This is a genomic window from Burkholderia aenigmatica (genome assembly GCF_902499175.1).
GTDB lineage: Bacteria > Pseudomonadota > Gammaproteobacteria > Burkholderiales > Burkholderiaceae > Burkholderia > Burkholderia aenigmatica.
In genome coordinates this window covers 13,994-39,936 of the sequence record NZ_CABVQC010000023.1, presented here as the reverse complement: position 1 = coordinate 39,936, position 25,943 = coordinate 13,994, and the positions used below count along the sequence as shown (strand labels likewise).

Genomic DNA, 25,943 nt, shown 5'->3' with positions numbered 1-25,943 from the left:
CTGCTGATTTCCAGAGTAGCAAATATGCCGCCGCGACATGTTCAGGTTCCGGCGCCGCCCGGCCAGCCGGCGGCGCAACCCGCGCCCGCCTTGCGCCGCCGGCCGCGCCAGTCGCGCGCGCAGGCGAGTTCGGACGCGCTGCAGCAGGCGTTCGTTCAGCTTTTGCTCGAACGCGGCTACGCGAAGGCGACGATTCGCGAGATCGCGGCCGTCGCGGGTGTCAGCATCGGCACCTTCTACGAGTATTTCGGCGACAAGCAGAGCCTCGCGGCGCTCTGTATCCACCGGCACGTGCTGGCGTTGGCCGACCGGCTGCGCGACACCGTGGCGCGACGGCGCGGTGCGCCACGGGCCGAACTCGCCGCCGCGCTCGTCGACTTGCAGGTCGAGGCGATCGGCGCCGACGCGGCGCTGTGGGGCGCGCTCTTTGCGCTGGAGCGGCAGGTGTCGCCGCTCACCGCCTACCGCCGGCATTACGACGCGTATGTCGCGCTGTGGCGCGACGCGCTCGCGCACGCGGCCGATCCGCCGCCGGCCGCGCGGCTCGACGGGCTCGCGCGGATGGCGCACACGATCTGCTACGGCGGGCTCTCGCAGGCGTTGCTGACGCTCGGGCCCGCATTCGACCTCGCCACGCTGCGCGACGAACTGCGGGCCGTGCTGCTCGCCTATCTGGCGGCGGCTGGCCAGCCTAGGGGAAATGCCTGATTCGCATGTCAGCCTGGCAGGTGAGCCTTGCCGCTCCATGCTCCTCTTCGCGAGCCATGAGAAAAATGCATGGCCGCCATGACGAACTTTCGATTGTCCGCCGATATTGGCTCGGGCTAAATCATGCGGCAGATGCAGGCCGCGCGCGCCGCGCGGGGCCGCCCGAAGGACATCAGAAGGAGGAGTCATGCAAAGCGCCACCGCGCCCCGTTCGAAACTGCCCGACGTCGGGACGACGATCTTCACGGTGATCGGCCAATTGGCTGCTCGGCACGATGCGTTGAACCTGTCGCAGGGTGCGCCGAATTTTGCGCCCGATCCGGCGCTCGTCGAAGGCGTCGCGCGTGCGATGCGCGACGGGCACAACCAGTACGCGCCGATGGCCGGCGTGATGGCGCTGCGCGAGCGGCTCGCCGAAAAGACCGAGGCGCTGTACGGCGCGCGCTACGACCCGGCCACCGAGATCACGGTGATCGCGAGCGCGAGCGAAGGGCTCTACGCGGCGATCAGCGCGCTCGTGCATCCGGGCGACGAGGTGATCTACTTCGAGCCGTCGTTCGACAGCTATGCGCCGATCGTGCGGCTGCAGGGCGCGACGCCGGTGGCGATCAAGCTGTCGCCCGAACATTTCCGCGTGAACTGGGACGAGGTGGCCGCGGCGATCAACCCGCGCACGCGGATGATCATCGTGAACACGCCGCACAACCCGACCGCGACCGTGTTTTCCGCCGACGATCTCGAACGGCTCGCGCAGCTCACGCGCGACACGGGGATCGTGGTGCTGTCCGACGAGGTCTACGAGCACGTCGTGTTCGACGGCGCGCAACACCAGAGCGTGGCGCGCCATCGCGAGCTGGCCGAGCGCAGCGTGATCGTGTCGTCGTTCGGCAAGTCGTTCCACGTGACGGGCTGGCGGGTCGGCCATTGCGTCGCGCCGGCCGAGTTGATGGACGAGATCCGCAAGGTGCACCAGTTCATGGTGTTCGCGGCCGACACACCGATGCAGGTCGCGTTCGCGGAAATTCTCGCGCGGCCGGACAGCTATCTCGGCCTGTCGGCGTTCTACCAGGCCAAGCGCGACCTGCTCGCGCGCGAGCTGGCCGATTCGCGTTTCGAGCTGCTGCCGAGCGAAGGCTCGTTCTTCATGCTCGCGCGCTTCCGGCACTTCTCGGATGAAAGCGACAGCGATTTCGTGCTGCGCCTGATCCGCGACGCGCGTGTCGCGACGATTCCGCTGTCGGCGTTCTATACCGACGGCACCGATGCCGGCGTGATCCGGCTCAGTTTTTCGAAAGACGACGCGACGCTGGTCGAAGGCGCGCGGCGGCTGCGTTCGCTGTAAGGCCCGTACGGGAACCGGCGACGGGAGCGTCGCACCGACCAGACACAGGAGATCACGATGAAGCACACGGCCACCCTGAAACTCGCATTCGCACTGGCGTGCGCCCTCGGCTCGGGCGCGGCGCTCGCCGACGCGCAGACGCTGCGCTTCGGCCTCGAGGCGCAATATCCGCCGTTCGAATCGAAAGCGCCGAGCGGCGACCTGCAGGGCTTCGACATCGACGTCGGCAATGCCGTCTGCCAGACGGCGAAGCTGTCGTGCAAATGGGTCGAGACGTCGTTCGACGGCCTGATTCCCGCGCTGAAGGGGCGCAAGTTCGACGCGATCAATTCGGCAATGAACGCGACCGAGCAGCGCCGCCAGGCGATCGATTTCACGACGATCATCTATCGCGTGCCGACCCAGCTGATCGCGCGCACCGGCAGCGGCCTGCTGCCGACGCCGGAATCGCTGAAGGGCAAGCGCGTTGGCGTGCTGCAGGCATCGATCCAGGAGACCTTCGCGAAGGCGCACTGGGAGCCGGCCGGCGTCGCGATCGTCGCGTACCAGGACCAGAACCAGGCGTATGCGGACCTCGTGTCGGGCCGCCTCGACGCGACGCTCGTGCTCGCGCCGTCCGGCCAGCGCGGCTTCCTGTCGCGTCCGGACGGCAAGGGCTTCTCGTTCGTCGGCCAGCCGGTGCACGACGACAAGATCCTCGGCAGCGGCATCGCATTCGGGCTGCGTAAAGGCGACAGCGCGCTGAAAGCGAAGCTCGATGCGGCGATCGACAAGCTGAAGGCGGACGGCACGGTGAAGTCGCTCGGCCTGAAGTATTTCGGCGATATCGACATCTCGGCGAAGTAAGCGGGGCCGCGCGATGCAGAACCGGAATACGGCCGCCGCGGGTGGCGAACAGGGCGGCGCATCGCTGTCGGGTGACGCACTCGAAGCCGTGCTCGTCGCCGAACTGGGCGATGCACTCGTCACGCGCGCGGCCGACATCGATCCGCGCTATTTCACCGCGTACAACGAGCCGGCCGGCGTGCGGCCGCGCGCGCTGGTGCGCCCGCGCAGCGTCGACGATGTGTCGCGCACGCTCGCGCTGTGCGCGCGGCTCGGCCAGCCGGTCGTGCCGCAGGGTGGCCTGACGGGGCTCGCACGTGGCGCGGTCGCGCTCGGCGGCGAGGTCGTGCTGTCGATGGAACGCTTCGCGGGTATCGAAGCGCTGGACGCGGCGGCCGGCACGATGACGGTACGCGCGGGAACGCCGCTGCAGACGGTGCAGGAAGCCGCGGAAGCGGCCGGTTTCACGTTCGGCGTCGATCTCGGGGCGCGCGGCTCATGCCAGATCGGCGGCATGCTGGCGACCAACGCGGGCGGCACGCGCGCGATCCGCTACGGAATGATGCGCGAGCAAGTGCTCGGGCTCGAGGCCGTGCTCGCGGACGGCACGGTCGTGTCGTCGATGAACCGGATGCTGAAGAACAACGCGGGCTACGACCTGAAGCAGCTGTTCATCGGCAGCGAAGGGACGCTCGGTGTCGTCACGCGCGCCGTGCTGCGGCTGCATCCGTTGCTGGCCGCGCCGGCCACGGCGCTGTGCCGCGTGCGCGACTACGACGCGGTGGTCGCGCTGTGGAACCGCGTGCGCATGCTGCCGGAAGTGGTCAGCTTCGAGGCGATGTGGCCGGCGTTCTACGACTACGTTGCACGTCATACGCCGGGTGTTTCGGCGCCGTTTGTCGGCGACGATGGATTCGCGATCCTGATCGAATGTGCGACGAGCGCACCGGGCGGCGACGCGCATCATGCGCTGGAAACCGGCCTCGCGGCGGGGTTCGACGCAGGGCTCGTGGAGGATGCGGTGCTCGCGACGTCGGAGCGGCAGGCGCGCGACCTGTGGACGTTGCGCGAAGGCCTCGCAATCGATGCGCTGCCGCATCTCGTCAACTTCGACGTGAGTCTGCCGACCGGCGAGCTCGGCGCGTTCGCCGAGCGCTGCGAGGCGGCGTTGCGGGCGCGCTGGCCGGACGTTGCGTGTCTGTTCTTCGGCCATGTCGGCGACGGCAACGTGCATATCGGCGTGTCGCTGGCCGGGATGACCGACGCGGACCTCGACGCGCTCGATCACTGCGTGTACGCGGTGGTGCGGGACGTGGGTGGTTCGGTGTCGGCCGAGCACGGGATCGGCGTGCTCAAGCGTCCTTATCTCGCGCACACGCGCAGCGACGCGGAAATCGGGCTGATGCGACGCCTGAAGGCCGCGCTGGATCCACTCGGCATCCTGAATCCCGGCAAGGTGCTTTAACGGGGCCGATCCCCCTGGTTCGTGTGGATCGGCCTGCGCGACCCGTCAACCATTCACCCAGCGCAGCGCGCCGATCTTCAGGTGTTCGACGACGCTGCGTGCCCATTCGAGTTCGGCATTGAGCAGCACGAGCGCGTGCTCGTTCTGCAGCAGGAACAGGCGCGGCACCTGATCGGCCTGCGCGGTGGCGCGCAGCGTTTCGAGGCGCTCGCGCTCGGCGTCGAGCCGGGCGATCCGAAGCTCGAGCTGATGGCGTGCATCTTCCGCGTCGAGCAGCGGCAGGAACGCGAGACCGGCGCCGAATGCCGGGAATTCACGCGCGGGCTCCGCGAGCAGCGCATGCAGCCACGCCTGCCCGGCCGTGTGCCCGGCTTCGGTTAGCGCATACAGCGTGCGCTCCGGAAACGCGCCATCCCGCTCGGTGTCGTGCACGGCGATCATCCCGTCGCGCAGCAGCCGGTCGATCGTCTGATAGAGGCTCGTGCGCTGCCGCACGTTGACGACTTCGTCGTACCCGCGAGCCTTCAGTTGCTGCAGCATCCCGTACGGATGCATCGGCGTTTCGGTGAGCGTCGCGAGGACGGCCAGCGCGAGCGGGGACGGACGGCTAGTGGACATGAATAGTTATGATATATCTAGTAAGAATATAACTATTCTCAACCAGGCTATCATATTTCACAAGGGTTTCAGCCGAGGTGCGAGCGCTTCGCGGCCGGGGCGACGGTTTCCATCGTCGCGAGACCGTGCACGATGCCGCAATCCTCGACCGAATGCTCGCCGACGCACTGGCGGCGCAATTCGGTGAGCTGGTCGCGTAGATGCGTGAGTTCCGCGAGGCGCGCATCGACGTGTCCGATGTGTTCGTCGAGCAGCGAATTGATCGAATCGCACGGATCGGCCGGCGTGTCGGTGAGCTGCAGCAGCGCGCGGATTTCGTCGTGTGCCATGTCGAGCGCGCGGCAGTTGCGGATGAAGCGCAACCGTTCGACGTGCACGTCGGTGTAGTTGCGGTAGTTCGAGTCGGTGCGCTCCGCATCCGGCATCAGACCCTCTTTCTCGTAGAAACGGATCGTCTCGGGTGTGCAGCGGGCCGCTTTGGCCAGTTCGCCGATCTTCATGCCTTTCTCCCGTGTAAGGGTTGACCTTGTAGTGGCTTCAGGGTGTTAACTCTACACCGTTAGCCATTCAGGAGGTTGTCATGACCGACGCCCAGCGTACCCACGACCCACGACACCGTCATGCCGGCGGCGCCGCTCCGTGCTGCGCCGACGCGCACGATACGGATACGGCCACCGTCGCCGATGCGGCGCCGGTGGCCGGCGAGCACGCGCACGGCGAGGTCGCCGCAGCGCGCGGCGCGCAGTCGCGTGTCCATAGCCACGACCACGATCATGAACATGAACATGATCACGGGCACGTGGGGCGTGACGATGGTCACGTCCACGGCGCCGGTTGCAGCCACGGCAGCGGTAAGGAACACGACCACGACCATGCGCACGAGCACGAGCACGGCGACGGCCATGTCCATGGCGCCGCCTGCGCACACGGCAGCGCCGCGCACGACCATGCCGGTCACGACCACGACCACGACCACGACCACGACCACGACCACGACCACGACCACGACCACGACCACGACCACGCGGCCGGCAACTGCTGCGCGCCTGCCGCGCTGACGCTCGCGCCGCTGCCGGTCGCGCAGGCGACCGCGTCGGGCCACGTGCGCTCCGCGTTCCGGATCATGCAGATGGACTGCCCGACCGAGGAAACGCTGATCCGCAAGAAGCTCGGCGGGATGAGCGAAGTGTCGGCGCTCGAATTCAACCTGATGCAGCGGATGCTGACCGTCGAGCACGTGCCGGGCGCCCAGCCCGCGATCGACAGCGCGATCCGCTCGCTCGGCATGACGCCCGAGGCAGCAGCGCCCGGCGCGCCGGCCGCGCGCGTCGCCGACGCACCCGCGAAGCCGTGGTGGCCGCTGGCGCTGGCCGGCGTTGCCGCGATCGCGTCCGAGGGCGCGACCTGGGCCGGCCTGCCCGTGTGGCTGTCGGCGGCGCTCGCGCTCGCGGCGGTGCTCGCGTGCGGGCTCACCACGTACAAGAAGGGCTGGATCGCGATTCGCAACGGCAACCTGAACATCAACGCGCTGATGAGCATCGCGGTGACGGGCGCGATGGCGATCGGCCAGTGGCCGGAAGCCGCGATGGTGATGGTGCTGTTCACGATTGCCGAGCTGATCGAAGCGAAGTCGCTCGATCGCGCGCGCAATGCGATCCAGGGCCTGATGCAACTCGCGCCGGACACCGCGACCGTGCAGGACACCGACGGATCGTGGCGCACGATCGAGGCCGCGCAGGTGGCGCTCGGCGCAGTCGTGCGCGTGAAGCCGGGCGAGCGGATCGGGCTGGACGGCGAAGTCGTCGCGGGCCGCTCGACGGTGAACCAGGCGCCGATCACCGGCGAGAGCCTGCCCGTCGAAAAGACGACCGGCGACGCCGTGTACGCGGGCACGATCAACGAATCGGGTTCGTTCGAATATCGCGTGACGGCCGTCGCGGCCAACTCGACGCTCGCGCGGATCATCCACGCGGTTGAAGAAGCTCAAGGTGCGAAGGCGCCGACGCAACGCTTCGTCGACCAGTTCGCACGCGTCTACACGCCGATCGTGTTCGCGGTCGCGCTGCTGGTCGCGGTCGTGCCGCCGCTCGTGATGGGCGGGGCGTGGCACGACTGGATCTATCGCGCGCTGGTGCTGCTCGTGATCGCATGCCCGTGCGCACTGGTGATCTCGACGCCGGTGACGATCGTGTCGGGGCTCGCGGCCGCGGCGCGGCGCGGGATTCTCGTGAAGGGCGGCGTGTACCTGGAAGAAGGGCGCAAGCTCGCGTGGCTCGCGCTCGACAAGACCGGCACGATCACGCATGGCAAGCCGGTGCAGACCGACTTCGACCTGCATGCGGACGACGCTGATGCGGCACGCGTACGGCACCTCGGTGCGAGCCTCGCGGTGCGTTCCGATCACCCGGTGTCGCAGGCGATCGCAACTGCCGCGCGCGACGCCGGCACGACGGCCTTCGCCGATGTACAGGACTTCGAAGCGATCGTCGGGCGCGGCGTGCGCGGCACGATCGACGGCACGCGTTACTGGCTCGGCAACCATCGCCTCGTCGAGGAACTCGAGCGCTGCTCGACGGCCCTCGAAGCGAAGCTCGATGCGCTCGAGCGGCAGGGCAAGAGCGTCGTCGTGCTGGTCGACGAAGCACGCGTGCTTGGCATCTTCGCGGTGGCCGACACGATCAAGGACACGAGCCGTGAAGCGATCGCCGATCTGCACGCGCTCGGCATCCGCACCGCGATGCTGACGGGCGACAACCCGCATACCGCGCAGGCGATTGCGCAGCAGGCCGGCATCGACGACGCGCGCGGCAACCAGTTGCCGGAAGACAAGCTCGCGGCGGTCGAAGAACTGGCGGCCGGCGGCGCGGGTGCGGTCGGGATGGTCGGCGACGGCATCAACGATGCGCCGGCGCTCGCGCGCGCCGACATCGGCTTCGCGATGGGCGCGATGGGCACCGACACGGCGATCGAGACGGCCGACGTCGCACTGATGGACGACGACCTGCGCAAGATTCCCGCGTTCGTGCGGCTGTCGCGCGCGACGCATCGCGTACTGGTGCAGAACATCGGCTTCGCGCTCGGCGTGAAGATCGTGTTCCTCGGCCTCACGGTCGCGGGGCTCGGCACGATGTGGATGGCTGTCTTTGCGGACGCGGGCGCAAGCCTGATCGTCGTGGCCAACGGTTTGCGGCTGCTGTCGTCCTCGGGGGCGTTCCGCGGCGTGCAGGCCAAGCGTTGAGGAGCAGGCGATGAGCTTTCTGAAACGAATCCTGGGCGGCCACGGCGGTGGTCATGGCGGCGGGCACGGCAACAGTGGGCACGGTGGCGGGCATCACGGCGGGCAGCGCCAGGACGGGCATGGCGGCCATGATGCGCGCGGCCGCGATCGCCACGGCTGGGGCTGGCAGGCGCCGGCCGACAGTCGAAGCGGGCAGGGCGGTAACGTGCCGCTGAGCCGGCTTGCCTGTGCGGGCTGCGGCGCGCTCAATGCGACCGATGCGCGCTTCTGCGCGCAGTGCGGTGCCGCGCAACGCGGCAAGTCCTGCAGCCGCTGCCACTCGGCGCTGGCGGACGACGCGCGGTTTTGCCCCGGGTGCGGGACGCAGGCTGCGTAAGTCAGTTTGTCCGCGCATGCGCGCCGGCGGCGTGGGAACGCCGGCCGGCGCGCTTCGTTTCAGGGCCGGCGCACGGCCCGTCGATCAGCGCAGCGGCAGGTAGAGCTCGGTGCGCAGATCGGCTGGCGCGGTATCCATCGGCGAATTGAGATACAGCTCGAACGGCGGCGCGTTGGCGGCTTCGCGGCCCGAGTGACGCAGCCAGTCGCCGTAGAGCCACTGGTAGGCCGCCTTCAGGTCCGCATACGGCCCCGTATGCAGCAACACCGCGTATTCGCCGCCCGCCACCGTCGCGCGCTCCACCGGCGGCGCGGGTTCGACGTCCGGCGCGCCGTTGGCCGGCATGAAGCAGGCTTTTGCGCGCAACTGCGCTTCGGGCGTCGTGTCCGGGTCATCGTAAAAAATGCCGATCATCTTCGCGCCCGGGCCGATCAGCCCGTGTTGCCCGATCCATGCGCCGATTCGCATGAATGCGTCGCTGACCTTCATGTACGGCCCGGTGTGCGCCACGGCATAGCCATGCAACTCCGGCAATCGCCGGATCTCGACTTCATGCTTGAACATGTCTTCTTCTCCTCGTTGTAGCGGATAGATGGGCCGGTGGCTGCCCGTGCGCCGGTGCTGCACGGGCGGCACGCCGTATGCGTCGCGAAACGCCCGCGCGAACGCGTGCGTCGAACCGTAGCCCGCGCGCCGTGCGATCTCGTCGATCGGCCGCGTCGTGCATACGAGATCCTCGGACGCGCGCACGATCCGCATCCGCCGCACCGTCAGCACGATCGATTCGCCGTACAGCGCGCGATAGACGCGCTGCCAGTGATACGGCGACAGGCATGCGACTTCGGCGAGCCGGTTCAGGTCGAGCGGGCCGTCGAGGTGCGCGCGGATGTACTCGTGGACGCGCGCCACGCTGGCCGCGTAGCGGATCCAGGCGGGCGGATCGGGCTTCGTTTCGACGGTCATCGGCGTGTCCGGGCAGGAACCGACGTCACGGTAGCACGGCCCGAATTGATAAATCTTGCGGAAATGCGTGGGCGGCCGACAAGTCAGGCCCTTTTTATTTTGACGAAATAGGGTCTTGTCCCTCTGCGATCAATGACTAAAGTTAAAGACGGTGAAATCGGGTGATCGCGTCATTTTTCTCGGGTAAGTTGCTCCGTCGGGGCAGCACGCTTTTCGAAGTACGCAGGTAGTTCGTCGATGTTCAATCGCAACACCACGTTTTCGGGAGAAGAAGAAATGGATGCTTCCAGCTTCATCACGTCGCTGCAGACCACGCTAGGGGGGTATCTGCCAAAGATCGCCGGCGCGATCGGCATCCTGGTGATCGGCTGGCTGATCGCCGTCGTGGTGCGGGCCGGCGCGATGCGCCTGCTCGGCGCGCTGAAGGTCGATCAGCGGATCAACGAAAGCACCGGCCAGGGCGCCTATGTCGAGCGCATCATCGCGGGCGGCCTGTTCTGGCTCGTGCTGCTCGTCACCGCGGTGGGCATCTTCAACGTGCTCAACCTGTACGCGGTCTCCAACCCGTTCTCGCTGCTCGTCACGCACATCGTCAACTACCTGCCGAACCTGATCGGCGGCGCGGCGCTGACGCTGATCGCGTGGCTCATCGCGTCGCTGCTGCGCAGCCTCGCGAACCGCGCGCTGAAGGCGAGCAAGATCGACGACAAGCTGTCCGAAGGCGCCGGCATGCAGCCGATGAGCGGCTATCTCGGCGACGTGCTGTTCTGGCTCGTGATCCTGATGTTCCTGCCGGCGATCCTCGCATCGTTCGCGCTGTCGGGGCTGCTGTCGCCCGTGCAGGGGATGGTCGACAAGCTGCTCGCGATCGTGCCGAACCTGTTCGCGGCCGCGGTGATCGGCATCGTCGGCTGGATCGTCGCGCGCGTGCTGCGCGGCCTCGTGACGAACCTGCTGGTCGCCGCCGGCGCCGACCGCCTCACGCAGCGCCTCGACAGCCCGACGCCCGTGCGCGTGTCGAGCCTGATCGGCACGATCGTCTACGTGTTCGTGTTCGTGCCGACGCTGATCTCCGCGCTCGACGCGCTGAAGATCGACGCGATCTCGGTGCCGGCCACCAACATGCTGAACCAGTTCCTCGGCGCGGTGCCGGACATCGTCGCGGCGATCGTGATCGTGCTGGTGACGTTCTACTTCGCGCGCTTCGTCGCGTCGCTCGCGCAGAAGCTGCTGGAAGCCGCGGGCGCCGACGGGCTGCCGGCCGTGCTCGGCGTCGAGCGCGTGTTCTCGGGAATCCTGCAGCCGTCGGTGCTGGTGGCGCGGCTGATCGTGTTCTTCGCGATGCTGTTCGCGTCGGTCGAAGCCGCGAACCGGCTCGGCTTCTCGCAGGTGCGCGACGTCGTCACGCTGTTCATCGAATTCGGCGGCCACGTGCTGATGGGCGGCGTGATCCTCGTGATCGGCGTGTGGCTCGCGGGCCTCGCGCGCCGCGTGATCGAGCAGGCCGACCGTGAGCACAGCGTACTGTTCGCGCGCATCGCGCAATTTGCGATCCTGGGCCTCGTGTTCGCAATGGGGCTGCGCGCGATGGGCATCGCGAACGAGATCGTCCAGCTCGCGTTCGGCCTCGTGCTCGGCGCGATCGCGGTGGCGGTGGCGCTGTCGTTCGGCCTCGGCGGCCGCGAAGCGGCCGGCAAGCTGCTCGACCGCTGGTTCAACCAGCGCAGCGGCGGGCAGTAACGCCACGCTCGTGCAGCCGTCCGGTCGCGTCGGGCGGCCGGATGGTGCTGCACACGCCAGTGCTTGCATCCCATGGCGCGCGAACGGCACGCGACAGCGTCCGTTCGCGCGTCGTCTCGCATGCGTACGACCACTCGGCCGGAGCCGGCACAGGCCGCAACGGCGTATCCGGCTGCGCGCGGGCGCCTTGCCGATCGGCTTCGTCCGTCGCGCCGTGTCTGCGTTTCCGTCAGCGAAATGTCAGCCGCGATCTTTGCCGAATTTCGATAACACGTCGTTTAATGACTCTCTAGCATCGATTCTCAGTCGCGCAGGCCGGCAGGCCTGGCGCCTTTGAGGAGAGAGTCCGATGAAAGCAGAGTCGAATGGCCGGCCCGCCGCCGGCGCCAAGTCGTCCGGCCAGCCCGCGCTGCAGCAGACGCTCGGGACCTGGCAACTGTGGGGCATCGCGGTCGGCCTCGTGATTTCCGGCGAATACTTCGGCTGGAGCTACGGCTGGGCGAGCGCCGGCACGCTGGGCTTCGTCGTCACCGCGCTGTTCGTCGCGGCGATGTACACGACCTTCATCTTCAGTTTCACCGAGCTGACGACGTCGATCCCGCACGCGGGCGGCCCGTTCGCGTATGCGCGCCGTGCGTTCGGCCCGACCGGCGGCTATCTCGCCGGCGCGGCGACGCTCGTCGAGTTCGTGTTCGCGCCGCCCGCGATCGCGCTCGCGATCGGCGCGTACCTGCACGTGCAGTTTCCGGGGCTGGAGCCGAAACATGCGGCGATGGGCGCGTATCTCGTGTTCATGGCGCTGAACATCGTCGGCGTGCAGATCGCGGCGACCTTCGAGCTCGTCGTCACGCTGCTCGCGATCTTCGAGCTGCTGGTGTTCATGGGTGTCGTGTCGCCGGGCTTTGCGTGGAGCAACTTCATGAAGGGCGGCTGGTCGGGCGCCGATCATTTCAGCGTGGGCGCGTTCCACGGGATGTTCGCGGCGATCCCGTTCGCGATCTGGTTTTTCCTCGCGATCGAAGGCGTCGCGATGGCCGCCGAGGAAGCGAAGAACCCGAAGCGCTCGATCCCGATCGCGTACGTGGCCGGGATCCTGACCCTCGTTGCGCTCGCGGTCGGCGTGATGGTGTTCGCCGGCGGCGCGGGCGACTGGACCAAGCTCGCGAACATCAACGATCCGCTGCCGCAGGCGATGAAGTACATCGTCGGCGCGAACAGCGGCTGGATGCACATGCTCGTATGGCTCGGGCTGTTCGGGCTGGTCGCGTCGTTCCACGGGATCATCCTCGGCTATTCGCGCCAGATCTTCGCGCTGGCCCGCGAAGGCTACCTGCCCGAATGGCTCGCGAAGGTGCATCCGCGCTTCAAGACGCCTTACCGCGCGATCCTCGCGGGCGGCGTGGTCGGCATCGCGGCGATCTACAGCGACGAGCTGATCCAGTTCGGCGGGCAGACGCTGACCGCGAATATCGTGACGATGTCGGTATTCGGTGCGATCGTGATGTATATCGTGAGCATGGCGTCGCTGTTCAAGCTGCGCCGCTCGCAACCGAATCTCGAACGGCCGTTCCGCGCGCCGCTGTACCCGATGTTCCCGGCGTTCGCGATCCTGGCTGCGCTCGTCTGTCTCGGAACCATGATTTACTTCAACGGGCTGGTCGCGCTGGTGTTCGTCGGCTTCCTCGCGTTCGGCTACGCGTACTTCCTCGCGACGCGTTCGCAGCGCGCGAGTGCGCCGGGCGACGCACTGCTGGAGGAGTGAGCGGGATGAAAGTGAAGGGCCGTTTCTGACGGCATCCGGCGCGCCCCGTCGAACGGGCGCGCCGTCGGCTTTTGGCATGGAGGAGACTCGCAGATGTCCTATACGGAGACGATCGGTCCGCGCACGTACCGTTTCGCGGATCTGAAGACGCTGCTCGCGAAGGCGAGCCCGCTGCGTTCCGGCGACCAGCTCGCCGGTGTCGCGGCGGCGAGCGAGGAGGAGCGTGTCGCCGCGAAGATCGCGCTCGCGGGCGTGCCGCTGAAGGCATTCCTGAACGAAGCGGTGATCCCGTATGAAGACGACGAGGTCACGCGCCTCATCGTCGACGATCACGACGCGCAGGCATTCGCGGAAATCTCGCATCTCACCGTCGGCGATTTCCGCAACTGGCTGCTGTCGCCGGCGGCCGACGGCGCGGCGCTCGAACGGATCGCGCCGGGCCTCACGCCCGAGATGGTGGCGGCCGTGTCGAAGCTGATGCGCAACCAGGACCTGATCGCGGCGGCGCGGAAGCGCCGCGTCGTCACGCGCTTTCGCAACACGGTCGGGCTACCGGGCCGGATGTCGGTGCGGCTGCAGCCGAATCACCCGACCGACGACGTGAAGGGGATCGCCGCATCGATGCTCGACGGGCTGATGTACGGCTGCGGCGACGCGATGATCGGCATCAACCCGGCCACCGACAGCCTCGCGGCGATCGTGAAGCTGCTCGCGATGATCGACGGGTTTCGCGAACGCTACGGCGTGCCGACGCAGTCGTGCGTGCTCACGCACGTGACCAACACGATCGCGGCGATCGAGAAGGGCGCGCCGGTCGATCTCGTGTTCCAGTCGATCGCGGGCACCGAGAAGGCGAACGCGAGTTTCGGGATCTCGCTCGCGCTGCTCGGCGAGGCCCGCGAGGCCGCGTTGTCGCTCAGGCGCGGCACCGTCGGCAACAATCTCATGTACTTCGAGACGGGCCAGGGCAGCGCGCTGTCGGCGAATGCGCACTTCGGGGTCGACCAGCAGACCTGCGAAGTGCGCGCGTATGCGGTGGCGCGCAAGTTCGAGCCGTTCCTCGTGAACACGGTGGTCGGCTTCATCGGGCCCGAATACCTGTACGACGGCAAGCAGATCATCCGCGCGGGGCTCGAGGATCACTTCTGCGGGAAGCTGCTCGGCGTGCCGATGGGCTGCGACATCTGCTACACGAACCACGCGGAAGCCGACCAGGACGACATGGACACGCTGCTCACGCTGCTCGGCGCGGCCGGCATCAACTTCATCATGGGGATTCCGGGCGCGGACGACGTGATGCTGAACTACCAGAGCACGTCGTTCCACGATCAGCTCTACGTGCGCGAAGTGCTCGGGTTGCGCCGCGCGCCGGAATTCGAGGAGTGGCTGGAGACGATGGAGATCGCCGACGCGCACGGCGCATTGCGCACCGCGACGTCGCGCGTGCCGCTGCTCGCGGGCGCGAGCGACTGGATGGGGATTTCGGCATGAGCGACGCCGTCGAGAAGAACCCGTGGGCGCAGTTGAAATCGTTCACGAATGCACGGATCGCGCTCGGCCGCGCGGGCAACAGCCTGCCGACCGCGCCGCTGCTCGCGTTCAACCTGTCGCACGCGCAGGCGCGCGACGCGGTGCACCAGCCGCTCGATGCGGATGCGCTGCGGCGGGAGATCGAGGCGGCCGGCCTGCTGCCGACGCTCGGTGTGCAGAGCGCCGCACCGGATCGCGACCATTATCTGCGCCGGCCCGACCTCGGCCGCAAGCTGTCGAATGACAGCCGCGGCCTACTTGCCGGCTATGGCGCGGCGCTCGACGATGCGCCCGACGTCGTGTTCGTGGTCGGCGACGGGCTGTCGGCGTTCGCGGCCGCGAAACAGGCGCTGCCGTTGTTGCAGGCCATAAGGCCGCGGCTCGATGCGGACGGCTGGCGGATCGGCCCGGTGGTGGTCGCGACGCAGGCGCGCGTCGCGCTCGGCGACGAGATCGGCGAATTGCTGCGCGCGAAGGTCGTCGCGATGCTGATCGGCGAACGGCCGGGGCTCAGCTCGCCGGACAGCCTCGGCGTGTACCTGACCTGGGCGCCGAAGGTCGGTTGCCACGACGCATTGCGCAACTGCATCTCGAACGTGCGGCCCGAAGGGCTACCGTACGCGGGGGCCGCGCACAAGCTGCATTACCTGATGACGCACGCGCGTCGCCTCGGGCTGACGGGCGTCGGGTTGAAGGATGACAGTGATGCGTTGCTGCCGCAGGCGGAAGCGGAGCGGATCGCGGCGGACTGAGGCGCGCGCGGGATGCTGCCGCACAGCGGCGTTCTGTCGTGCCGTACGGGCGGCGGGTTGGACGCTGGTCGAGGCGTCCGTCCGCGGCTACTTGAACAGCCGCTCGCACAGAAAATCGACGAGCACGCGCAGCTTTGGCGACAACTGCCGGCTCGACGGCCACACGATCGAGAATTGCCCCGGCGCGATCCGGTAGTCGTCGAGCACGGTGACGAGCAGGCCTGTTTCGAGCGCGTCGCGTGCGAGGAAGTCGGGCATGTAGCCGATGCCGAGCCCTGCGAGCACGGTGCCGCGCAGGGCCTCCATGTTGTTGCAGGTTATCGCGGTGCGCAGCTTCAGCGGCGTGCCGTCGTCGGCCGCGAGCGCCCAGTCCTGCAGCTTGCCGGTGGTCGGGAAGCAGTAGCGCACGCATTCGTGCGCTTCGAGATCGCGCGGCGCGCGCGGCGTGCCGGCCTGCGCGAGATAGGCGGGCGTTGCGCACAGCACGAACGCGAACGGGCCGAGCCGCCGCGACATCAGGCTCGAATCGGACAGTGGGCCGCTGCGGATCACTGCGTCGAAGCCACCTTCGACGACATCCACCATCCGGTCGTTGAAATCGAGATCGAGCTCGACGTCCGGGTAGCGCTGCCGGAATTCGGGCAGCACCGGCAGCAGGAACCGGTAGCCGATCACCGGCAGGCTCACGCGCAGCTTGCCGCGCGGGCGCTGCGCCGATGCCGTCACGGTCGCCTCCGCATCGCGGAAATCCTCGAGGATCCGCTGGCAGCGTTCGTAGAAGTGCCGCCCCTCGTCGGTGAGCGTGACGCGCCGCGTCGTGCGGTTGAACAGGCGCACGCCGAGCGACTGCTCGAGTTTCGCGATCGTCTTGCCGACCGCCGACGCCGAGATGCCGAGCGCGCGGCCAGCCGCGACGAAGCTCAACGCCTCGGCGGTGCGGACGAAGGCGACGATGCCGGTGAGGTTTTCCATCGATTCGAAGAGCATGCGCCCGCGGCGCGTAGCTGAGTAGATTGCGGAATTCTAGTCCGTTATATCCGGAGCTTTGCGTGGTTTTTCGCCGATTGAATCGGATTTATCTTCTGTCGCTCTGACGGCGCATCCGCGCCGGCTTTTCGAGGAGCGATGATGGATCAGCCTTTTTCAGCCGCTTCGGCTCAGTCGGCACGCCGGCGCGCGTGGGTGCTGGCCGCCGTCTGCCTGGCCGCCGTCGCGCTGCCGCTGTCGTTTTCGGGCGGCGCGGTCGCGACGCCCGCGATTGGCCGCGACCTGCACGGCGGCACGGTCGCGATGAACTGGATCACCAACGCGTTCATGCTCGCGTTCGGCAGCTTTCTGATGGCGGCGGGCGCGCTGGCCGACCAGTTCGGCCGCAAGCGCCTGTTCGCGATCGGCGTTGGCGGCTTCACGCTGATGTCGGTTGCGCTCGCGTTCGCGCCGTCGATGCTCGCGGTCGACCTGCTGCGCGCTGCGCAAGGGCTCGCGGCGGCCGCGGCGCTCGCGGGCGGCACGGCCGCGCTCGCGCAGGAGTTCGACGGCGCGGCGCGCACGCGCGCGTTCAGCCTGCTCGGCACGACCTTCGGGATCGGGCTCGCGTTCGGGCCCGTGCTGGCCGGCGCGCTGATCGGGCATTACGGCTGGCGCGCGATCTTCGTGACGAGCGCGGTGGCCGGCGTGCTGTCGCTCGGCGTCGGGCTGCCGCGCATGCACGAGTCGCGCGACCCGCACGCGACGGGGCTCGACTGGCCCGGTACGACCGCGTTCACCGCCGCGCTGACGCTGTTCACGTTCGGCGTGATCGAGGCGCCCGCGCGCGGCTGGTCGAGCACACTCGTGATCGCGCTGCTGGCCGGTGCCGCGCTCGGCGCCTGCGCGTTCGTGATGATCGAGACGCGGGTCGCGCGGCCGATGCTCGACCTGTCGCTGTTCCGGATCGCGCGCTTCGTCGGCGTGCAGGTGCTGCCGGTGTCGACCTGCTGCTGCTACATCGTGCTGCTCGTCGTGCTGCCGCTGCGCTTCATCGGCATCGACGGCTTCAGCGAGATCGACGCCGGCTGGCTGATGCTTGCGATTTCCGCGCCGATGCTGGTCGTGCCGCTCGTCGCGGCGACGCTCACGCGCTGGCTGTCGGCCGGCGTGATCTCGGGGCTCGGGCTCCTGATCGCGGCGGGCGGGCTCGTGTGGCTGGGCGTCGCGCTGCGCGGCGGCGCGGGGCCCGCAGCGATCGGGCCGATGCTGGCGATCGGCGTCGGGGCCGGCATGCCGTGGGGGCTGATGGACGGGCTGTCGGTGAGCGTCGTGCCGAAGGAGCGTGCGGGGATGGCGACCGGGATCTTCAGTACGACGCGCGTGGCCGGCGAGGGGATCGCGCTCGCGATCGTCGGGGCGGTACTGGCCGCGCTCGCGCGGACGGGGCTGACGCAGGCAGCAGGCGCTGCCGGCACGCCGGACGCGACGCTGCGTGCGGCCGCGCGGCTTGCAACCGGCGATCTCGCGGGTGCGGCGGCTGCGCTGCCGGGTGTCGGGCATGCGGCGTTGCTCGCGAGTTACACGCATGCGTTCGATCGGTTGTTGGTCGGGCTGGCGGTCGTCACCGTGCTGTGTGCGGGGGTGGTGTTTGTGTTTCTCGGTGGGCGGCGGGCGGCTACCGAAGCGGGTGACGACACCGACGGGCACGCGCATGCCGACATGTCGGTGCGCCGCCGGATCGAAGCGGCTTGCGCGGAGACGCAGGGGCGTTGAGTGTCCCGTCGTCGCGCGCGGGTGCCTCGGCCACGGCGGCCGGGGCGCCTTCCTATTACGTCATCGCCGGATTCGCACGCCGACGATCCGCCACGCGGATCACGCCAGCACCAGCGGCGGCAGCGCTGCATCCGCCCGTACCTGCGCCTGTTCCACTTCAACCACCACATAGCGTCGCGCATCCGGCCACAGATGCGCGCGGCTTCCCGCCGCCTCGTCGATCGTCGCGCGGCCCTGCACGAGCCAGGTCGTCTGGCGCACGAAGTCGACGAACAGCAGCGCGATGGCCGGATTCACGAGCAGGTTGCCGATCGTGTTGAACAGGTTGTTGCCGGCGAAGTCGGGCAGCACGAGCGTGCGGCGGTCGGGCAGGTCGACGAGCGGTTCGAACGAACCATCCGCGCGTGGCTGGCGGCCGCGGTACGAGCAGTCGCTGTTGCCGGCCGCGTCGGCGGTCGCGACGATCAGGAACGCCTGCTCGCGGATGAACGCGATCGCGTCGTCGGTCAGGGGGCCGCAGTCGTTCATGGTGTCGGTCGGCGCACACGCCGTTGCGTGGGAATGCGCGATGCGCACGCAAGCGACATGCCACGCGTCGCGGCCGGCATCGGCACGCAGGCGCGCCTGCGCACTGTGGAAATTTCGAACATCGGCCCGGCCACTGCGCAGCCACGCTGTTCAGAATCGACACACCCGACGTGCTGCATCGGTGAACACGGCACGGTGCGCACGCGGGCCGGCCGTGGTCGTGGCGCTTTCCTCCTGTTTGGCACGCATGTTGCGTAAACGGGGGTAGCGCAATCCAATCGGCGCTGTACTCACACAAGCACGATGAACAGGAGACATGTATGAACCCGTTTGACCTGAAGCAACTGGGCCTCGACGTCGAATACCCGTACCGTCAGCAATACGACAACTACATCGGCGGCAAGTGGGTTCCGCCGGTGAAGGGCGAGTATTTCGAGAACGTGTCGCCGATCAACGGCAAGCCGTTCTGCCGCGTGCCGCGCTCGGGCGCCGACGACATCGAGCTGGCGCTGGACGCCGCGCATGCCGCGCGCCGCAAGTGGGGCAAGACGTCGGTGGCCGAGCGCGCGAACCTGCTGCTTGCCGCTGCCGACCGGATGGAAAAGAACCTGAAGCTGCTGGCCGTGGCCGAGACGATCGACAACGGCAAGCCGCTGCGCGAGACGATGGCAGCCGACCTGCCGCTCGCGATCGACCACTTCCGCTACTTCGCGGGCTGCATCCGCGCGCAGGAAGGCGGTATCTCCGAAATCGACGACAACACCGTCGCGTACCACTTCCACGAGCCGCTCGGTGTCGTCGGCCAGATCATCCCGTGGAACTTCCCGCTGCTGATGGCCGCATGGAAGCTCGCACCGGCGCTCGCGGCCGGCTGCTGCGTGGTGATGAAGCCGGCCGAGCAAACGCCCGCGTCGGTGCTGGTGCTGATGGAGCTGATCGGCGACCTGTTTCCGGCCGGCACGCTCAACATCGTGAACGGCTTCGGCAAGGAAGCGGGCGAAGCGCTCGCGACCAGCAAGCGGATCGCGAAGATCGCGTTCACGGGCTCGACGCCGGTCGGCAAGCACATCCTTCGCGCGGCGGCCGACAACCTGATCCCGTCGACGGTCGAACTGGGCGGCAAGAGTCCGAACATCTTCTTTGCCGACGTGCTCGACCAGGACGACGCGTTCCTCGACAAGGCGCTCGAAGGGCTCGCGATGTTCGCGCTGAACCAGGGCGAAGTGTGCACGTGCCCGTCGCGGATCCTGATCCAGGAATCGATCTACGAGAAGTTCATCGAGAAGGCGGTTGCGCGCGTCGAGCGCATCAAGGCTGGCCACCCGCTCGACCTGCAGACGATGATCGGCGCGCAGGCGTCGCAGCAGCAGCTCGACAAGATTCTGTCGTACATCGACATCGGCCGCGACGAGGGCGCGCAATGCCTGACGGGCGGCGAGCGCACGGCGCCTGCGGCGGAACTCGGCACGGGCTACTACGTGAAACCGACGATGCTGCTCGGCAACAACAAGATGCGCGTGTTCCAGGAAGAGATCTTCGGGCCGGTCGCGTCGGTGATGACGTTCAAGGACGAGCAGGACGCGATCGAACTCGCGAACGACACGTTCTACGGGCTCGGCGCCGGCGTGTGGACGCGCAACGGCACGCGTGCGTACCGGATGGGCCGCGAGGTCGAGGCCGGCCGCGTGTGGACCAACTGCTATCACCTGTATCCCGCGCACGCGGCGTTCGGTGGCTACAAGCAGTCGGGGATCGGCCGCGAGACGCACAAGATGGCGCTGTCGAACTATCAGCAGACGAAGTGCCTGCTGGTGAGCTATCAGGCCGAGGCGCTCGGGTTCTTCTGATCCGCGCGTGGGCGTCCTGGCCGGTCGACGGTGGGATGTGTCGGCCGGTCGGGGCGCCGCCTCGAGCGGCGAAGTTTCGGATACCGGAGAGTCGTCGAACGCGTGTCGCGCCGGGTGACGGTGGTGCGCGGATGCGTGCCGCGCGGCCGACCGGTGATCCGGCGGTTCGCCGCTTCCGCCCATTCGCACTCGCAACCCGGCATCGGCTGCGCATCGCCACGACTTTCGCCGGAAACGATACCGATTACCGTCCGTTTGCAGCGGCAGCTTGAGCCGGCGCGACGGACGCAAAACCCATGTCAGAACCGCCCCGATCCTGTCCGCGCCATCCCGTGTTCCACGCGGGCGAACTCGACGCGCATCGCCGCTTCGGCGTTGCCGACGAAGCCGAGCGGATGAGCGATGTCGTGACGACGCGGCTGAGCATCGGCGTGCGGCAGTTCATCGAGACGCAGCCGTTCATGTTCGCCGGCACCGCGTGCGGCGGGCAGGCTGGCGTGACCTGCGACATCGTGCAGAGCCGGCGCGACGCGAACGGCGACCTGTTGCCGGTCGTGCGCGTGATCGACACGAAGACGCTGCGCTTCGCGCTGCCGGTGTACGACGCGGGCGCTGGCGGCCGGATCGATGCGGCGCAGTGTGACGGCAGCGGCGTCGGGCTGCTGTTCGTCGATTTCCTGCGCGGCATCCGCTACCGGATCAACGGGCGCGCGACGCTGCGCATGGATCTGTCCGAGGCGGACGCGGCGCCGTGGTCGGCCGACAGCACGATCGTCGAGCTGGCGGTGACGCAGGCATACGGCAATTGCGGCACGCGGGTCGTGCGGTTGCGGCCCGCGAACGGTGGCTAGCCGGCCGCCGCGCATTGCCGGGCGGGCGACGCGTACCGGATGCGCCGGCGCGGCGCGTGCCGCACCGGCGGGGTGCGTGCGACAAGGCGCTCGGGCATGCCCGCATGGCGCGCCCGTGCCGTGCAGCGTCGAATCACGGGCTTTGCGCGGGTCGTGCACGGTTCGGCACGGGACTTGCGTGACAGGCGCGGTTCCAGGCAGGTGAAGGAGGACACGATGGACCAACACGTGGCGTGCAGCGAAGAACCGACGGCAGAAGACACGCGGCGCAACGCGCAGGGCGACGATGCGCTGGCCGGGCAGGCGGTCGTCAGCGTCGCGCATGACGCCGACGAGCAGGCGCGCAACCTGATCGGCTGGCGGCAGACCTACGACCAGCTCGCGGCCGGCCGCTTCGTCGGCACGCTGACCGAGCTGCCGCTCGACACGATGAAGCTGTTTCGCGAATCGACGAGCCACCTGCTGCGCCAGGCGTGCGAGGTGCGCGGCGATGCGTACTGGTTCGGCATCCCGCTCGTGTGCGACGGCACCGCGCGCGTCGATGCGTGCCGCATCGGGCCCGGCGCGCTCGCGTTCCGGCCCGGCAATGTCGAGTTCGAGCTGGTGACGCCCGCGCAGTTCTCGATCTACGGCGTGGTCGTGCGCGGCGACGTGCTGCGCCGCTATGCGGAGGAGGTCGAGCGCCACGCGCTCGACGAACGGCTGTTCACGCAGCGCGTGATGCAGGTCGGCGATGCGCGGCTCGCACGCCTGTGCGCGCTGCTCGGCCGCCGGCTCGACGGGGCGGCGGCAATGGCCGGCCCGCTCGCCGATGCACAGCGCGACGACCTGCAGGCCGAGGTGCTGGCCGCGCTGTTCGACGCGTGCGCGCAACCGGCCGCCGACGACGCCGGCCGTGCGCCGTCGATGCGCCGCTGGATCGTCGAACAGGCGCGCGACTACGTGCTCGCGCACCGCACGCGCCCGGTCGGCGTGCCCGAGCTGTGCGAGCAGTTGCTCGTGAGCCGGCGCACGTTGCAGTACTGCTTCCAGGACGTGCTCGGCATGGCGCCCGCGACCTACCTGCGCACGCTGCGGCTGAACGGCGCGCGGCGCGATCTGTGCGGCCGCTCGGCCGGTTCGGTGCAGGACGTGGCGGAGGCGTGGGGCTTCTGGCATCTCAGCCAGTTCGCGACCGATTACCGGCGGCTGTTCGGCAAGCGGCCGTCGGAGACGCTGCGCGATCGCGCGGTGATGGTGGCGGTGGGGTGAGTGCGGGGTGGTAGTCGACGCGGTTCTGGCTTCGACGCCGACTCAGGCACCAGCACTGGCACTGGCACCGGCACCGGCACCGGCACCGGCACCGGCACCGGCACCGGCACCGGCACCGGCACCGGCACCGGCACCGGCACCGGCTCCGGCACCGGCTCCGGCTCCGGCTCCGGCTCCGGCTCCGGCTCAGGCTCAGGCTCAGGCTCAGGCTCAGGCTCAGGCTCAGGCTCAGGCTCAGGCTCAGGCTCAGGCTCAGGCTCCGGCTGCACGTACATATAGCTACGCTTTCGGCCTCGCAATTGCCCGCCGCACCCTGTTTCCCTATTCGGCCGTAGCCGCCGCCTCGCGCGGTGCGGGCCACGCTAGCCCATCCCAGTCGATCGCCCGGTAAGCGGCCTCGACCGCCGCGAGATCGGCCGGCCGCTCGCTGCGATGCAGCCCGCGCAATTCGGCGGGCACGTCGAGCGCGACCGGCACGCAATGCGGATAGTCGCGCACGCGCAGCGCCGGCGCGATCGTCGTGAAGCACGCGAGCGTCGGCACGTCGAAACCGTCGGCGAGATGCAGCGCGGCCGTGTCGGACGCGAACAGCAGGCTGGCGCCCTTGACCCATGCCATGAAGCGGGCCGTATCGCCGGCCGCATCGGCGCTCACGTCGAGATACGCGGGATGCGCAACCGGCCCGAACCCGGCCACCGGCAATCCGTAGCGCTGCGCGAGCTGCTCGACGAACGTTGCCTGCAGCGCCGGCGGCACGCTGCGCAACGCGGTGCTCGCGGTCGGGCAGAACAGCACGTACGGACGCCGCCATTGCGCAGGCAACGCAGGCAGCGGCAGCCGCGCGAGCCAGCGGTTGCGCTTGGTTGATGTCGGCACCGACGCGGGTTCCACGCCGAGCGCGTCGAGGAAGAAATCGATCATTGGCAGCCGCGCGAACGCGGGCCAGTACAGGTGATTGCCGACGTCGATGCACGGCGCGTCCGCAGGCAGCGCGTCGGCGGGGTACGGCAGCGTGCGCGACGGCGCGACGAGGTCGGCCGCGAGGGCATACAGCGCCTCGACATAGCGCGGTGCGCGGGCCGGCCGGTACAGCGTGAAGCGCAGGCCCGGGTGCGCGGCGCGCAGCGCGGCGAGGGCGGTGAGCCCGATCACCGAATCGCCGAGCGTGACGCCCATCCCGTTGATCACGTGCACGTGCCGTGCGCGGTCATAGTCGAGCCGGAACGGCCGGTGCGCGGCGTGCAGCAGGCCGCGCGCGGGCGCGGCCGGCACGTGGCCGGCGGCACGCACACCGCCGTGCTCGAGGTCGTAAGGCGCGACGAGCGTGCCGTCCGGTGCGAGCAGCGTGCCGGGGAGCGTGAGCGCGTCGTCGTGCGACAGCGCGACGGCGGGCGGCGCGGTGTGGGTGTCCACCGTCATCCGCCGCGCGCGCGGCGCCCCTGTTCGCGGATCTGCTCGAGTGTCGCGGCCGGTGTGCTGGCGTCCTGTGGGATGCGGATCTCGATCAGCGCGGGTAGCCCGCAGGTCAGCGCGCGTTCGAGCGCGGGCGCGAACTCGGCGGTGCGCTCGACGGTTTCGCCATGTGCGCCGAACGCGCGCGCATACGCGGCGAAATCGGGATTCGTGAGCCCCGTTCCGTGCACGCGCCCCGGGTAGTTGCGTTCCTGATGCATGCGGATCGTACCGAAATGACCGTTGTTGACGACGATCACGACGATGTTCAGCCCGTACTGCATTGCGGTCGCGAGTTCGTTGCCGGCCATCATGAAGCAGCCGTCGCCCGCGAGCGCGACGACGGCGCGCGACGGGTACAGCGACTTCGCGGCGAGCGCGGCCGGCACGCCGTAGCCCATCGCGCCACTGGTCGGCGCGAGCTGCGAGCGGAAGTGCCGGTACGCGAAGTGGCGATGCAGCCAGATCGCATAGTTGCCGGCGCCGTTGGTGAGGATCGCGTCGTGCGGCAGGCGCTCGCGCAACTGCACCATCACGTCGCCGAGCTGGACGTCGCCGGGCATCGGCAGCGGCGCATGCCATTCGCGATACGCGCGGTGCGCGTCGGCGGCCGTGCCGGCCCAGGCGGGGTGCTCGGGCGGCTCGAGTGCGGCGAGCGGTGCGGCGATCTCGGGCATCCCGGACACGATCGGCAGGTCGGCCGCATACACGCGGCCGAGCTCGTCCGCGCCCTGGTGCACGTGGATCAGCGTCTGGCGGGTCTTCGGGATGTCGAGCAGCGTGTAGCCGGCGGTCGTCGCTTCGCCGAGGCGCGGCCCGATCACGAGCAGCAGGTCGGCGTCGCGGATGCGCTTCGCGAGCGCGGGGTTGATCCCGAGCCCGACGTCGCCCGCGTAGTTCGGGTGCGCGTTGTCGATCGTGTCCTGATAGCGGAACGCACAGGCGACCGGCAACTGCCAGCGCTCGACAAAGGTGCGCAGATTCGCGCACGCGTCGGGCGTCCAGCCGCTGCCGCCGACGATCGCGAACGGCCGTTCGGCGCGCGCGAGCCGTTCGCGCAGCTCGTCGAGCTGCGCGGCCGACGGCGCGGCCGCGACGCGTTTCGCGGCCGGCACGACGGGTTGCGGCGCGCATGCTTCGGACAGCACGTCTTCCGGCAGCGCGAGCACGACCGGGCCGGGGCGGCCGGACGTCGCGACGTGGAACGCATGGCTCAGGTATTCGGGAATGCGGCGCGGATCGTCGATCTGCGCGACCCATTTCGCCATCTGGCCGAACATCCGCCGGTAGTCGATTTCCTGGAAGGCTTCGCGGTCGAGGTGCTCGCGCGCGCACTGGCCGACGAACAGGATCATCGGCGTCGAATCCTGGAACGCGGTGTGTACGCCGATCGACGCATGGGTCGCGCCGGGCCCGCGCGTGACGAACGCGATGCCGGGGCGGCCGGTCAGCTTGCCGACGGCCTCGGCCATGTTCGCGGCGGCCGCCTCGTGGCGGCAGACGACCGTCTGGATGCGCGCGGTGTCGTCCGCCAGCGCATCGAGTACGGCGAGGAAACTCTCGCCCGGCACGCAGAACACGCGTTCGACGTGATTGGCGAGCAACGCATCGACGAGCAGTCGCGCGCCGGTGGTGGCGGGCTGCTCGAGATCCTTGGAATGCGACATGGGTTGCCGTCTCCCTGGGTAGCGGGACGTACAGCTTACGCCCGTTGGCGGGGCACCGGCGCACCGGCCGCTGAATAGTGTCGGAACGCCGGGGGATTCGGGCGCGCGCCGGGACTTCGGCTGGCCGAACGGCCGGCTTGTACGTGCGAGCCCGACGGTGAGAAGTGAGCGCTATGGGTGTCGAGCCGAATCACCGGCCCGCTCACCCGCGTGTAGACAGGGTGGAGTTCGGAACGGAAAGATCGGCATGACGGCGTTCGCGTTCGAATCGATACGCGGGCGGTGC

At 68.9% G+C, this 25,943-nt stretch carries 22 protein-coding genes; 14 read left to right on the top strand and 8 right to left on the bottom strand.

Features of this window, described 5'->3' with window-relative positions:
* Positions 1 to 24 precede the first annotated feature (24 nt).
* The 4 genes from BDO18943_RS18005 (at position 25) to BDO18943_RS17990 (ending at position 4,340) form a co-directional block, all read left to right on the top strand.
* Complete coding sequence (locus tag BDO18943_RS18005) at positions 25 to 708, top strand: TetR/AcrR family transcriptional regulator (RefSeq protein ID WP_175023456.1); 684 nt, start codon at positions 25 to 27, stop codon at positions 706 to 708.
* A gap of 187 nt (positions 709 to 895) precedes the next feature.
* The gene (locus tag BDO18943_RS18000) at positions 896 to 2,050 is read left to right on the top strand and encodes a pyridoxal phosphate-dependent aminotransferase (protein ID WP_175023455.1); all 1,155 of its coding nucleotides are present in this window, start codon (positions 896 to 898) and stop codon (positions 2,048 to 2,050) included.
* Positions 2,051 to 2,107: 57 nt separating this feature from the next.
* Positions 2,108 to 2,896: an ABC transporter substrate-binding protein gene (locus BDO18943_RS17995; protein WP_089449658.1), complete on the top strand. Its 789-nt coding sequence runs from the start codon at positions 2,108 to 2,110 to the stop codon at positions 2,894 to 2,896.
* A 13-nt stretch (positions 2,897 to 2,909) separates the two neighbouring features.
* Complete coding sequence (locus BDO18943_RS17990; RefSeq protein WP_175023454.1) at positions 2,910 to 4,340, top strand: FAD-binding oxidoreductase; 1,431 nt, start codon at positions 2,910 to 2,912, stop codon at positions 4,338 to 4,340.
* Between the two features lie 45 nt (positions 4,341 to 4,385).
* Here BDO18943_RS17990 and BDO18943_RS17985 read toward each other — a convergent pair whose 3' ends face one another.
* From BDO18943_RS17985 to BDO18943_RS43205, 3 genes are all read right to left on the bottom strand, one after another.
* Positions 4,386 to 4,958, bottom strand: a complete 573-nt coding sequence (locus tag BDO18943_RS17985) for a PadR family transcriptional regulator (RefSeq protein ID WP_175023453.1) — start codon at positions 4,956 to 4,958, stop codon at positions 4,386 to 4,388.
* Between the two features lie 68 nt (positions 4,959 to 5,026).
* The gene (gene cadR / locus BDO18943_RS17980) at positions 5,027 to 5,458 is read right to left on the bottom strand and encodes a Cd(II)/Pb(II)-responsive transcriptional regulator (protein WP_011350541.1); all 432 of its coding nucleotides are present in this window, start codon (positions 5,456 to 5,458) and stop codon (positions 5,027 to 5,029) included.
* Positions 5,459 to 5,517: 59 nt separating this feature from the next.
* Complete coding sequence (locus BDO18943_RS43205; protein WP_235996094.1) at positions 5,518 to 6,060, bottom strand: hypothetical protein; 543 nt, start codon at positions 6,058 to 6,060, stop codon at positions 5,518 to 5,520.
* A gap of 27 nt (positions 6,061 to 6,087) precedes the next feature.
* Here BDO18943_RS43205 and BDO18943_RS17975 point away from each other — a divergent pair, with 27 nt between their 5' ends.
* Positions 6,088 to 8,196 carry a heavy metal translocating P-type ATPase gene (locus BDO18943_RS17975; RefSeq protein ID WP_235996092.1) on the top strand — a complete coding sequence of 703 codons (2,109 nt, stop codon included), beginning with the start codon at positions 6,088 to 6,090 and terminating at the stop codon, positions 8,194 to 8,196.
* Positions 8,197 to 8,206: 10 nt separating this feature from the next.
* Complete coding sequence (locus BDO18943_RS17970; protein WP_175023451.1) at positions 8,207 to 8,572, top strand: zinc ribbon domain-containing protein; 366 nt, start codon at positions 8,207 to 8,209, stop codon at positions 8,570 to 8,572.
* 84 nt (positions 8,573 to 8,656) lie between these two features.
* Here the strand turns inward: BDO18943_RS17970 and BDO18943_RS17965 are convergent, their stop codons facing one another.
* Complete coding sequence (locus tag BDO18943_RS17965; RefSeq protein ID WP_175023450.1) at positions 8,657 to 9,535, bottom strand: AraC family transcriptional regulator; 879 nt, start codon at positions 9,533 to 9,535, stop codon at positions 8,657 to 8,659.
* A gap of 276 nt (positions 9,536 to 9,811) precedes the next feature.
* On the opposite strand from BDO18943_RS17965, the gene BDO18943_RS17960 reads away from it, so the two are divergent.
* From BDO18943_RS17960 to eutC, 4 genes are all read left to right on the top strand, one after another.
* Positions 9,812 to 11,275 carry a mechanosensitive ion channel gene (locus tag BDO18943_RS17960; RefSeq protein ID WP_089449663.1) on the top strand — a complete coding sequence of 488 codons (1,464 nt, stop codon included), beginning with the start codon at positions 9,812 to 9,814 and terminating at the stop codon, positions 11,273 to 11,275.
* A gap of 349 nt (positions 11,276 to 11,624) precedes the next feature.
* A complete protein-coding gene (eat, locus tag BDO18943_RS17955; RefSeq protein WP_175023449.1) occupies positions 11,625 to 13,037 on the top strand; it encodes an ethanolamine permease in 1,413 nt (470 codons plus the stop codon).
* Between the two features lie 93 nt (positions 13,038 to 13,130).
* Entirely contained in the window at positions 13,131 to 14,528 is a 1,398-nt protein-coding gene (locus BDO18943_RS17950) for an ethanolamine ammonia-lyase subunit EutB (RefSeq protein ID WP_175023448.1), read from the top strand.
* On the top strand, positions 14,525 to 15,319 hold the full coding sequence (gene eutC, locus BDO18943_RS17945; RefSeq protein WP_175023447.1) for an ethanolamine ammonia-lyase subunit EutC: 795 nt from the start codon (positions 14,525 to 14,527) through the stop codon (positions 15,317 to 15,319). The genes BDO18943_RS17950 and eutC overlap by 4 nt, the downstream gene beginning before the upstream one ends.
* 87 nt (positions 15,320 to 15,406) lie before the next feature.
* Here the strand turns inward: eutC and BDO18943_RS17940 are convergent, their stop codons facing one another.
* Complete coding sequence (locus tag BDO18943_RS17940) at positions 15,407 to 16,291, bottom strand: LysR family transcriptional regulator (protein WP_175023487.1); 885 nt, start codon at positions 16,289 to 16,291, stop codon at positions 15,407 to 15,409.
* Between the two features lie 156 nt (positions 16,292 to 16,447).
* On the opposite strand from BDO18943_RS17940, the gene BDO18943_RS17935 reads away from it, so the two are divergent.
* Positions 16,448 to 18,061 carry an MFS transporter gene (locus tag BDO18943_RS17935; RefSeq protein ID WP_175023446.1) on the top strand — a complete coding sequence of 538 codons (1,614 nt, stop codon included), beginning with the start codon at positions 16,448 to 16,450 and terminating at the stop codon, positions 18,059 to 18,061.
* A gap of 99 nt (positions 18,062 to 18,160) precedes the next feature.
* Here BDO18943_RS17935 and BDO18943_RS17930 read toward each other — a convergent pair whose 3' ends face one another.
* Positions 18,161 to 18,589 carry a pyridoxamine 5'-phosphate oxidase family protein gene (locus BDO18943_RS17930; RefSeq protein WP_175023445.1) on the bottom strand — a complete coding sequence of 143 codons (429 nt, stop codon included), beginning with the start codon at positions 18,587 to 18,589 and terminating at the stop codon, positions 18,161 to 18,163.
* Positions 18,590 to 18,909: 320 nt separating this feature from the next.
* On the opposite strand from BDO18943_RS17930, the gene exaC reads away from it, so the two are divergent.
* The 3 genes from exaC (at position 18,910) to BDO18943_RS17915 (ending at position 22,538) form a co-directional block, all read left to right on the top strand.
* Entirely contained in the window at positions 18,910 to 20,436 is a 1,527-nt protein-coding gene (gene exaC, locus BDO18943_RS17925; protein WP_089449674.1) for an acetaldehyde dehydrogenase ExaC, read from the top strand.
* 296 nt (positions 20,437 to 20,732) lie between these two features.
* A complete protein-coding gene (locus BDO18943_RS17920; RefSeq protein ID WP_175023444.1) occupies positions 20,733 to 21,287 on the top strand; it encodes a hypothetical protein in 555 nt (184 codons plus the stop codon).
* 216 nt (positions 21,288 to 21,503) lie between these two features.
* A complete protein-coding gene (locus BDO18943_RS17915) occupies positions 21,504 to 22,538 on the top strand; it encodes a helix-turn-helix domain-containing protein (RefSeq protein WP_175023443.1) in 1,035 nt (344 codons plus the stop codon).
* A gap of 321 nt (positions 22,539 to 22,859) precedes the next feature.
* Here BDO18943_RS17915 and BDO18943_RS17910 read toward each other — a convergent pair whose 3' ends face one another.
* Positions 22,860 to 23,957 carry a glycosyltransferase family 9 protein gene (locus BDO18943_RS17910; protein WP_175023442.1) on the bottom strand — a complete coding sequence of 366 codons (1,098 nt, stop codon included), beginning with the start codon at positions 23,955 to 23,957 and terminating at the stop codon, positions 22,860 to 22,862.
* The gene (locus BDO18943_RS17905) at positions 23,954 to 25,657 is read right to left on the bottom strand and encodes a thiamine pyrophosphate-binding protein (RefSeq protein ID WP_175023441.1); all 1,704 of its coding nucleotides are present in this window, start codon (positions 25,655 to 25,657) and stop codon (positions 23,954 to 23,956) included. Before BDO18943_RS17905 ends, BDO18943_RS17910 begins: the two co-directional genes overlap by 4 nt.
* Positions 25,658 to 25,943: the final 286 nt, after the last annotated feature.

Coding starts and splice junctions, on each gene's coding strand:
- BDO18943_RS17940 (WP_175023487.1), bottom strand. CDS start 16,291: ATGGAAAACCTCACCGGCATCGTCGCCTTCGTCCGCACCGCCGAGGCG.
- BDO18943_RS17935 (WP_175023446.1), top strand. CDS start 16,448: ATGGATCAGCCTTTTTCAGCCGCTTCGGCTCAGTCGGCACGCCGGCGC.
- eutC (WP_175023447.1), top strand. CDS start 14,525: ATGAGCGACGCCGTCGAGAAGAACCCGTGGGCGCAGTTGAAATCGTTC.
- BDO18943_RS17930 (WP_175023445.1), bottom strand. CDS start 18,589: ATGAACGACTGCGGCCCCCTGACCGACGACGCGATCGCGTTCATCCGC.
- BDO18943_RS17990 (WP_175023454.1), top strand. CDS start 2,910: ATGCAGAACCGGAATACGGCCGCCGCGGGTGGCGAACAGGGCGGCGCA.
- BDO18943_RS17915 (WP_175023443.1), top strand. CDS start 21,504: ATGGACCAACACGTGGCGTGCAGCGAAGAACCGACGGCAGAAGACACG.
- BDO18943_RS17985 (WP_175023453.1), bottom strand. CDS start 4,958: ATGTCCACTAGCCGTCCGTCCCCGCTCGCGCTGGCCGTCCTCGCGACG.
- exaC (WP_089449674.1), top strand. CDS start 18,910: ATGAACCCGTTTGACCTGAAGCAACTGGGCCTCGACGTCGAATACCCG.
- cadR (WP_011350541.1), bottom strand. CDS start 5,458: ATGAAGATCGGCGAACTGGCCAAAGCGGCCCGCTGCACACCCGAGACG.
- BDO18943_RS17965 (WP_175023450.1), bottom strand. CDS start 9,535: ATGACCGTCGAAACGAAGCCCGATCCGCCCGCCTGGATCCGCTACGCG.
- BDO18943_RS17950 (WP_175023448.1), top strand. CDS start 13,131: ATGTCCTATACGGAGACGATCGGTCCGCGCACGTACCGTTTCGCGGAT.
- BDO18943_RS17970 (WP_175023451.1), top strand. CDS start 8,207: ATGAGCTTTCTGAAACGAATCCTGGGCGGCCACGGCGGTGGTCATGGC.
- eat (WP_175023449.1), top strand. CDS start 11,625: ATGAAAGCAGAGTCGAATGGCCGGCCCGCCGCCGGCGCCAAGTCGTCC.
- BDO18943_RS17905 (WP_175023441.1), bottom strand. CDS start 25,657: ATGTCGCATTCCAAGGATCTCGAGCAGCCCGCCACCACCGGCGCGCGA.
- BDO18943_RS17995 (WP_089449658.1), top strand. CDS start 2,108: ATGAAGCACACGGCCACCCTGAAACTCGCATTCGCACTGGCGTGCGCC.
- BDO18943_RS17975 (WP_235996092.1), top strand. CDS start 6,088: ATGGACTGCCCGACCGAGGAAACGCTGATCCGCAAGAAGCTCGGCGGG.
- BDO18943_RS17920 (WP_175023444.1), top strand. CDS start 20,733: ATGTCAGAACCGCCCCGATCCTGTCCGCGCCATCCCGTGTTCCACGCG.
- BDO18943_RS17960 (WP_089449663.1), top strand. CDS start 9,812: ATGGATGCTTCCAGCTTCATCACGTCGCTGCAGACCACGCTAGGGGGG.
- BDO18943_RS18005 (WP_175023456.1), top strand. CDS start 25: ATGCCGCCGCGACATGTTCAGGTTCCGGCGCCGCCCGGCCAGCCGGCG.
- BDO18943_RS18000 (WP_175023455.1), top strand. CDS start 896: ATGCAAAGCGCCACCGCGCCCCGTTCGAAACTGCCCGACGTCGGGACG.
- BDO18943_RS17910 (WP_175023442.1), bottom strand. CDS start 23,957: ATGACGGTGGACACCCACACCGCGCCGCCCGCCGTCGCGCTGTCGCAC.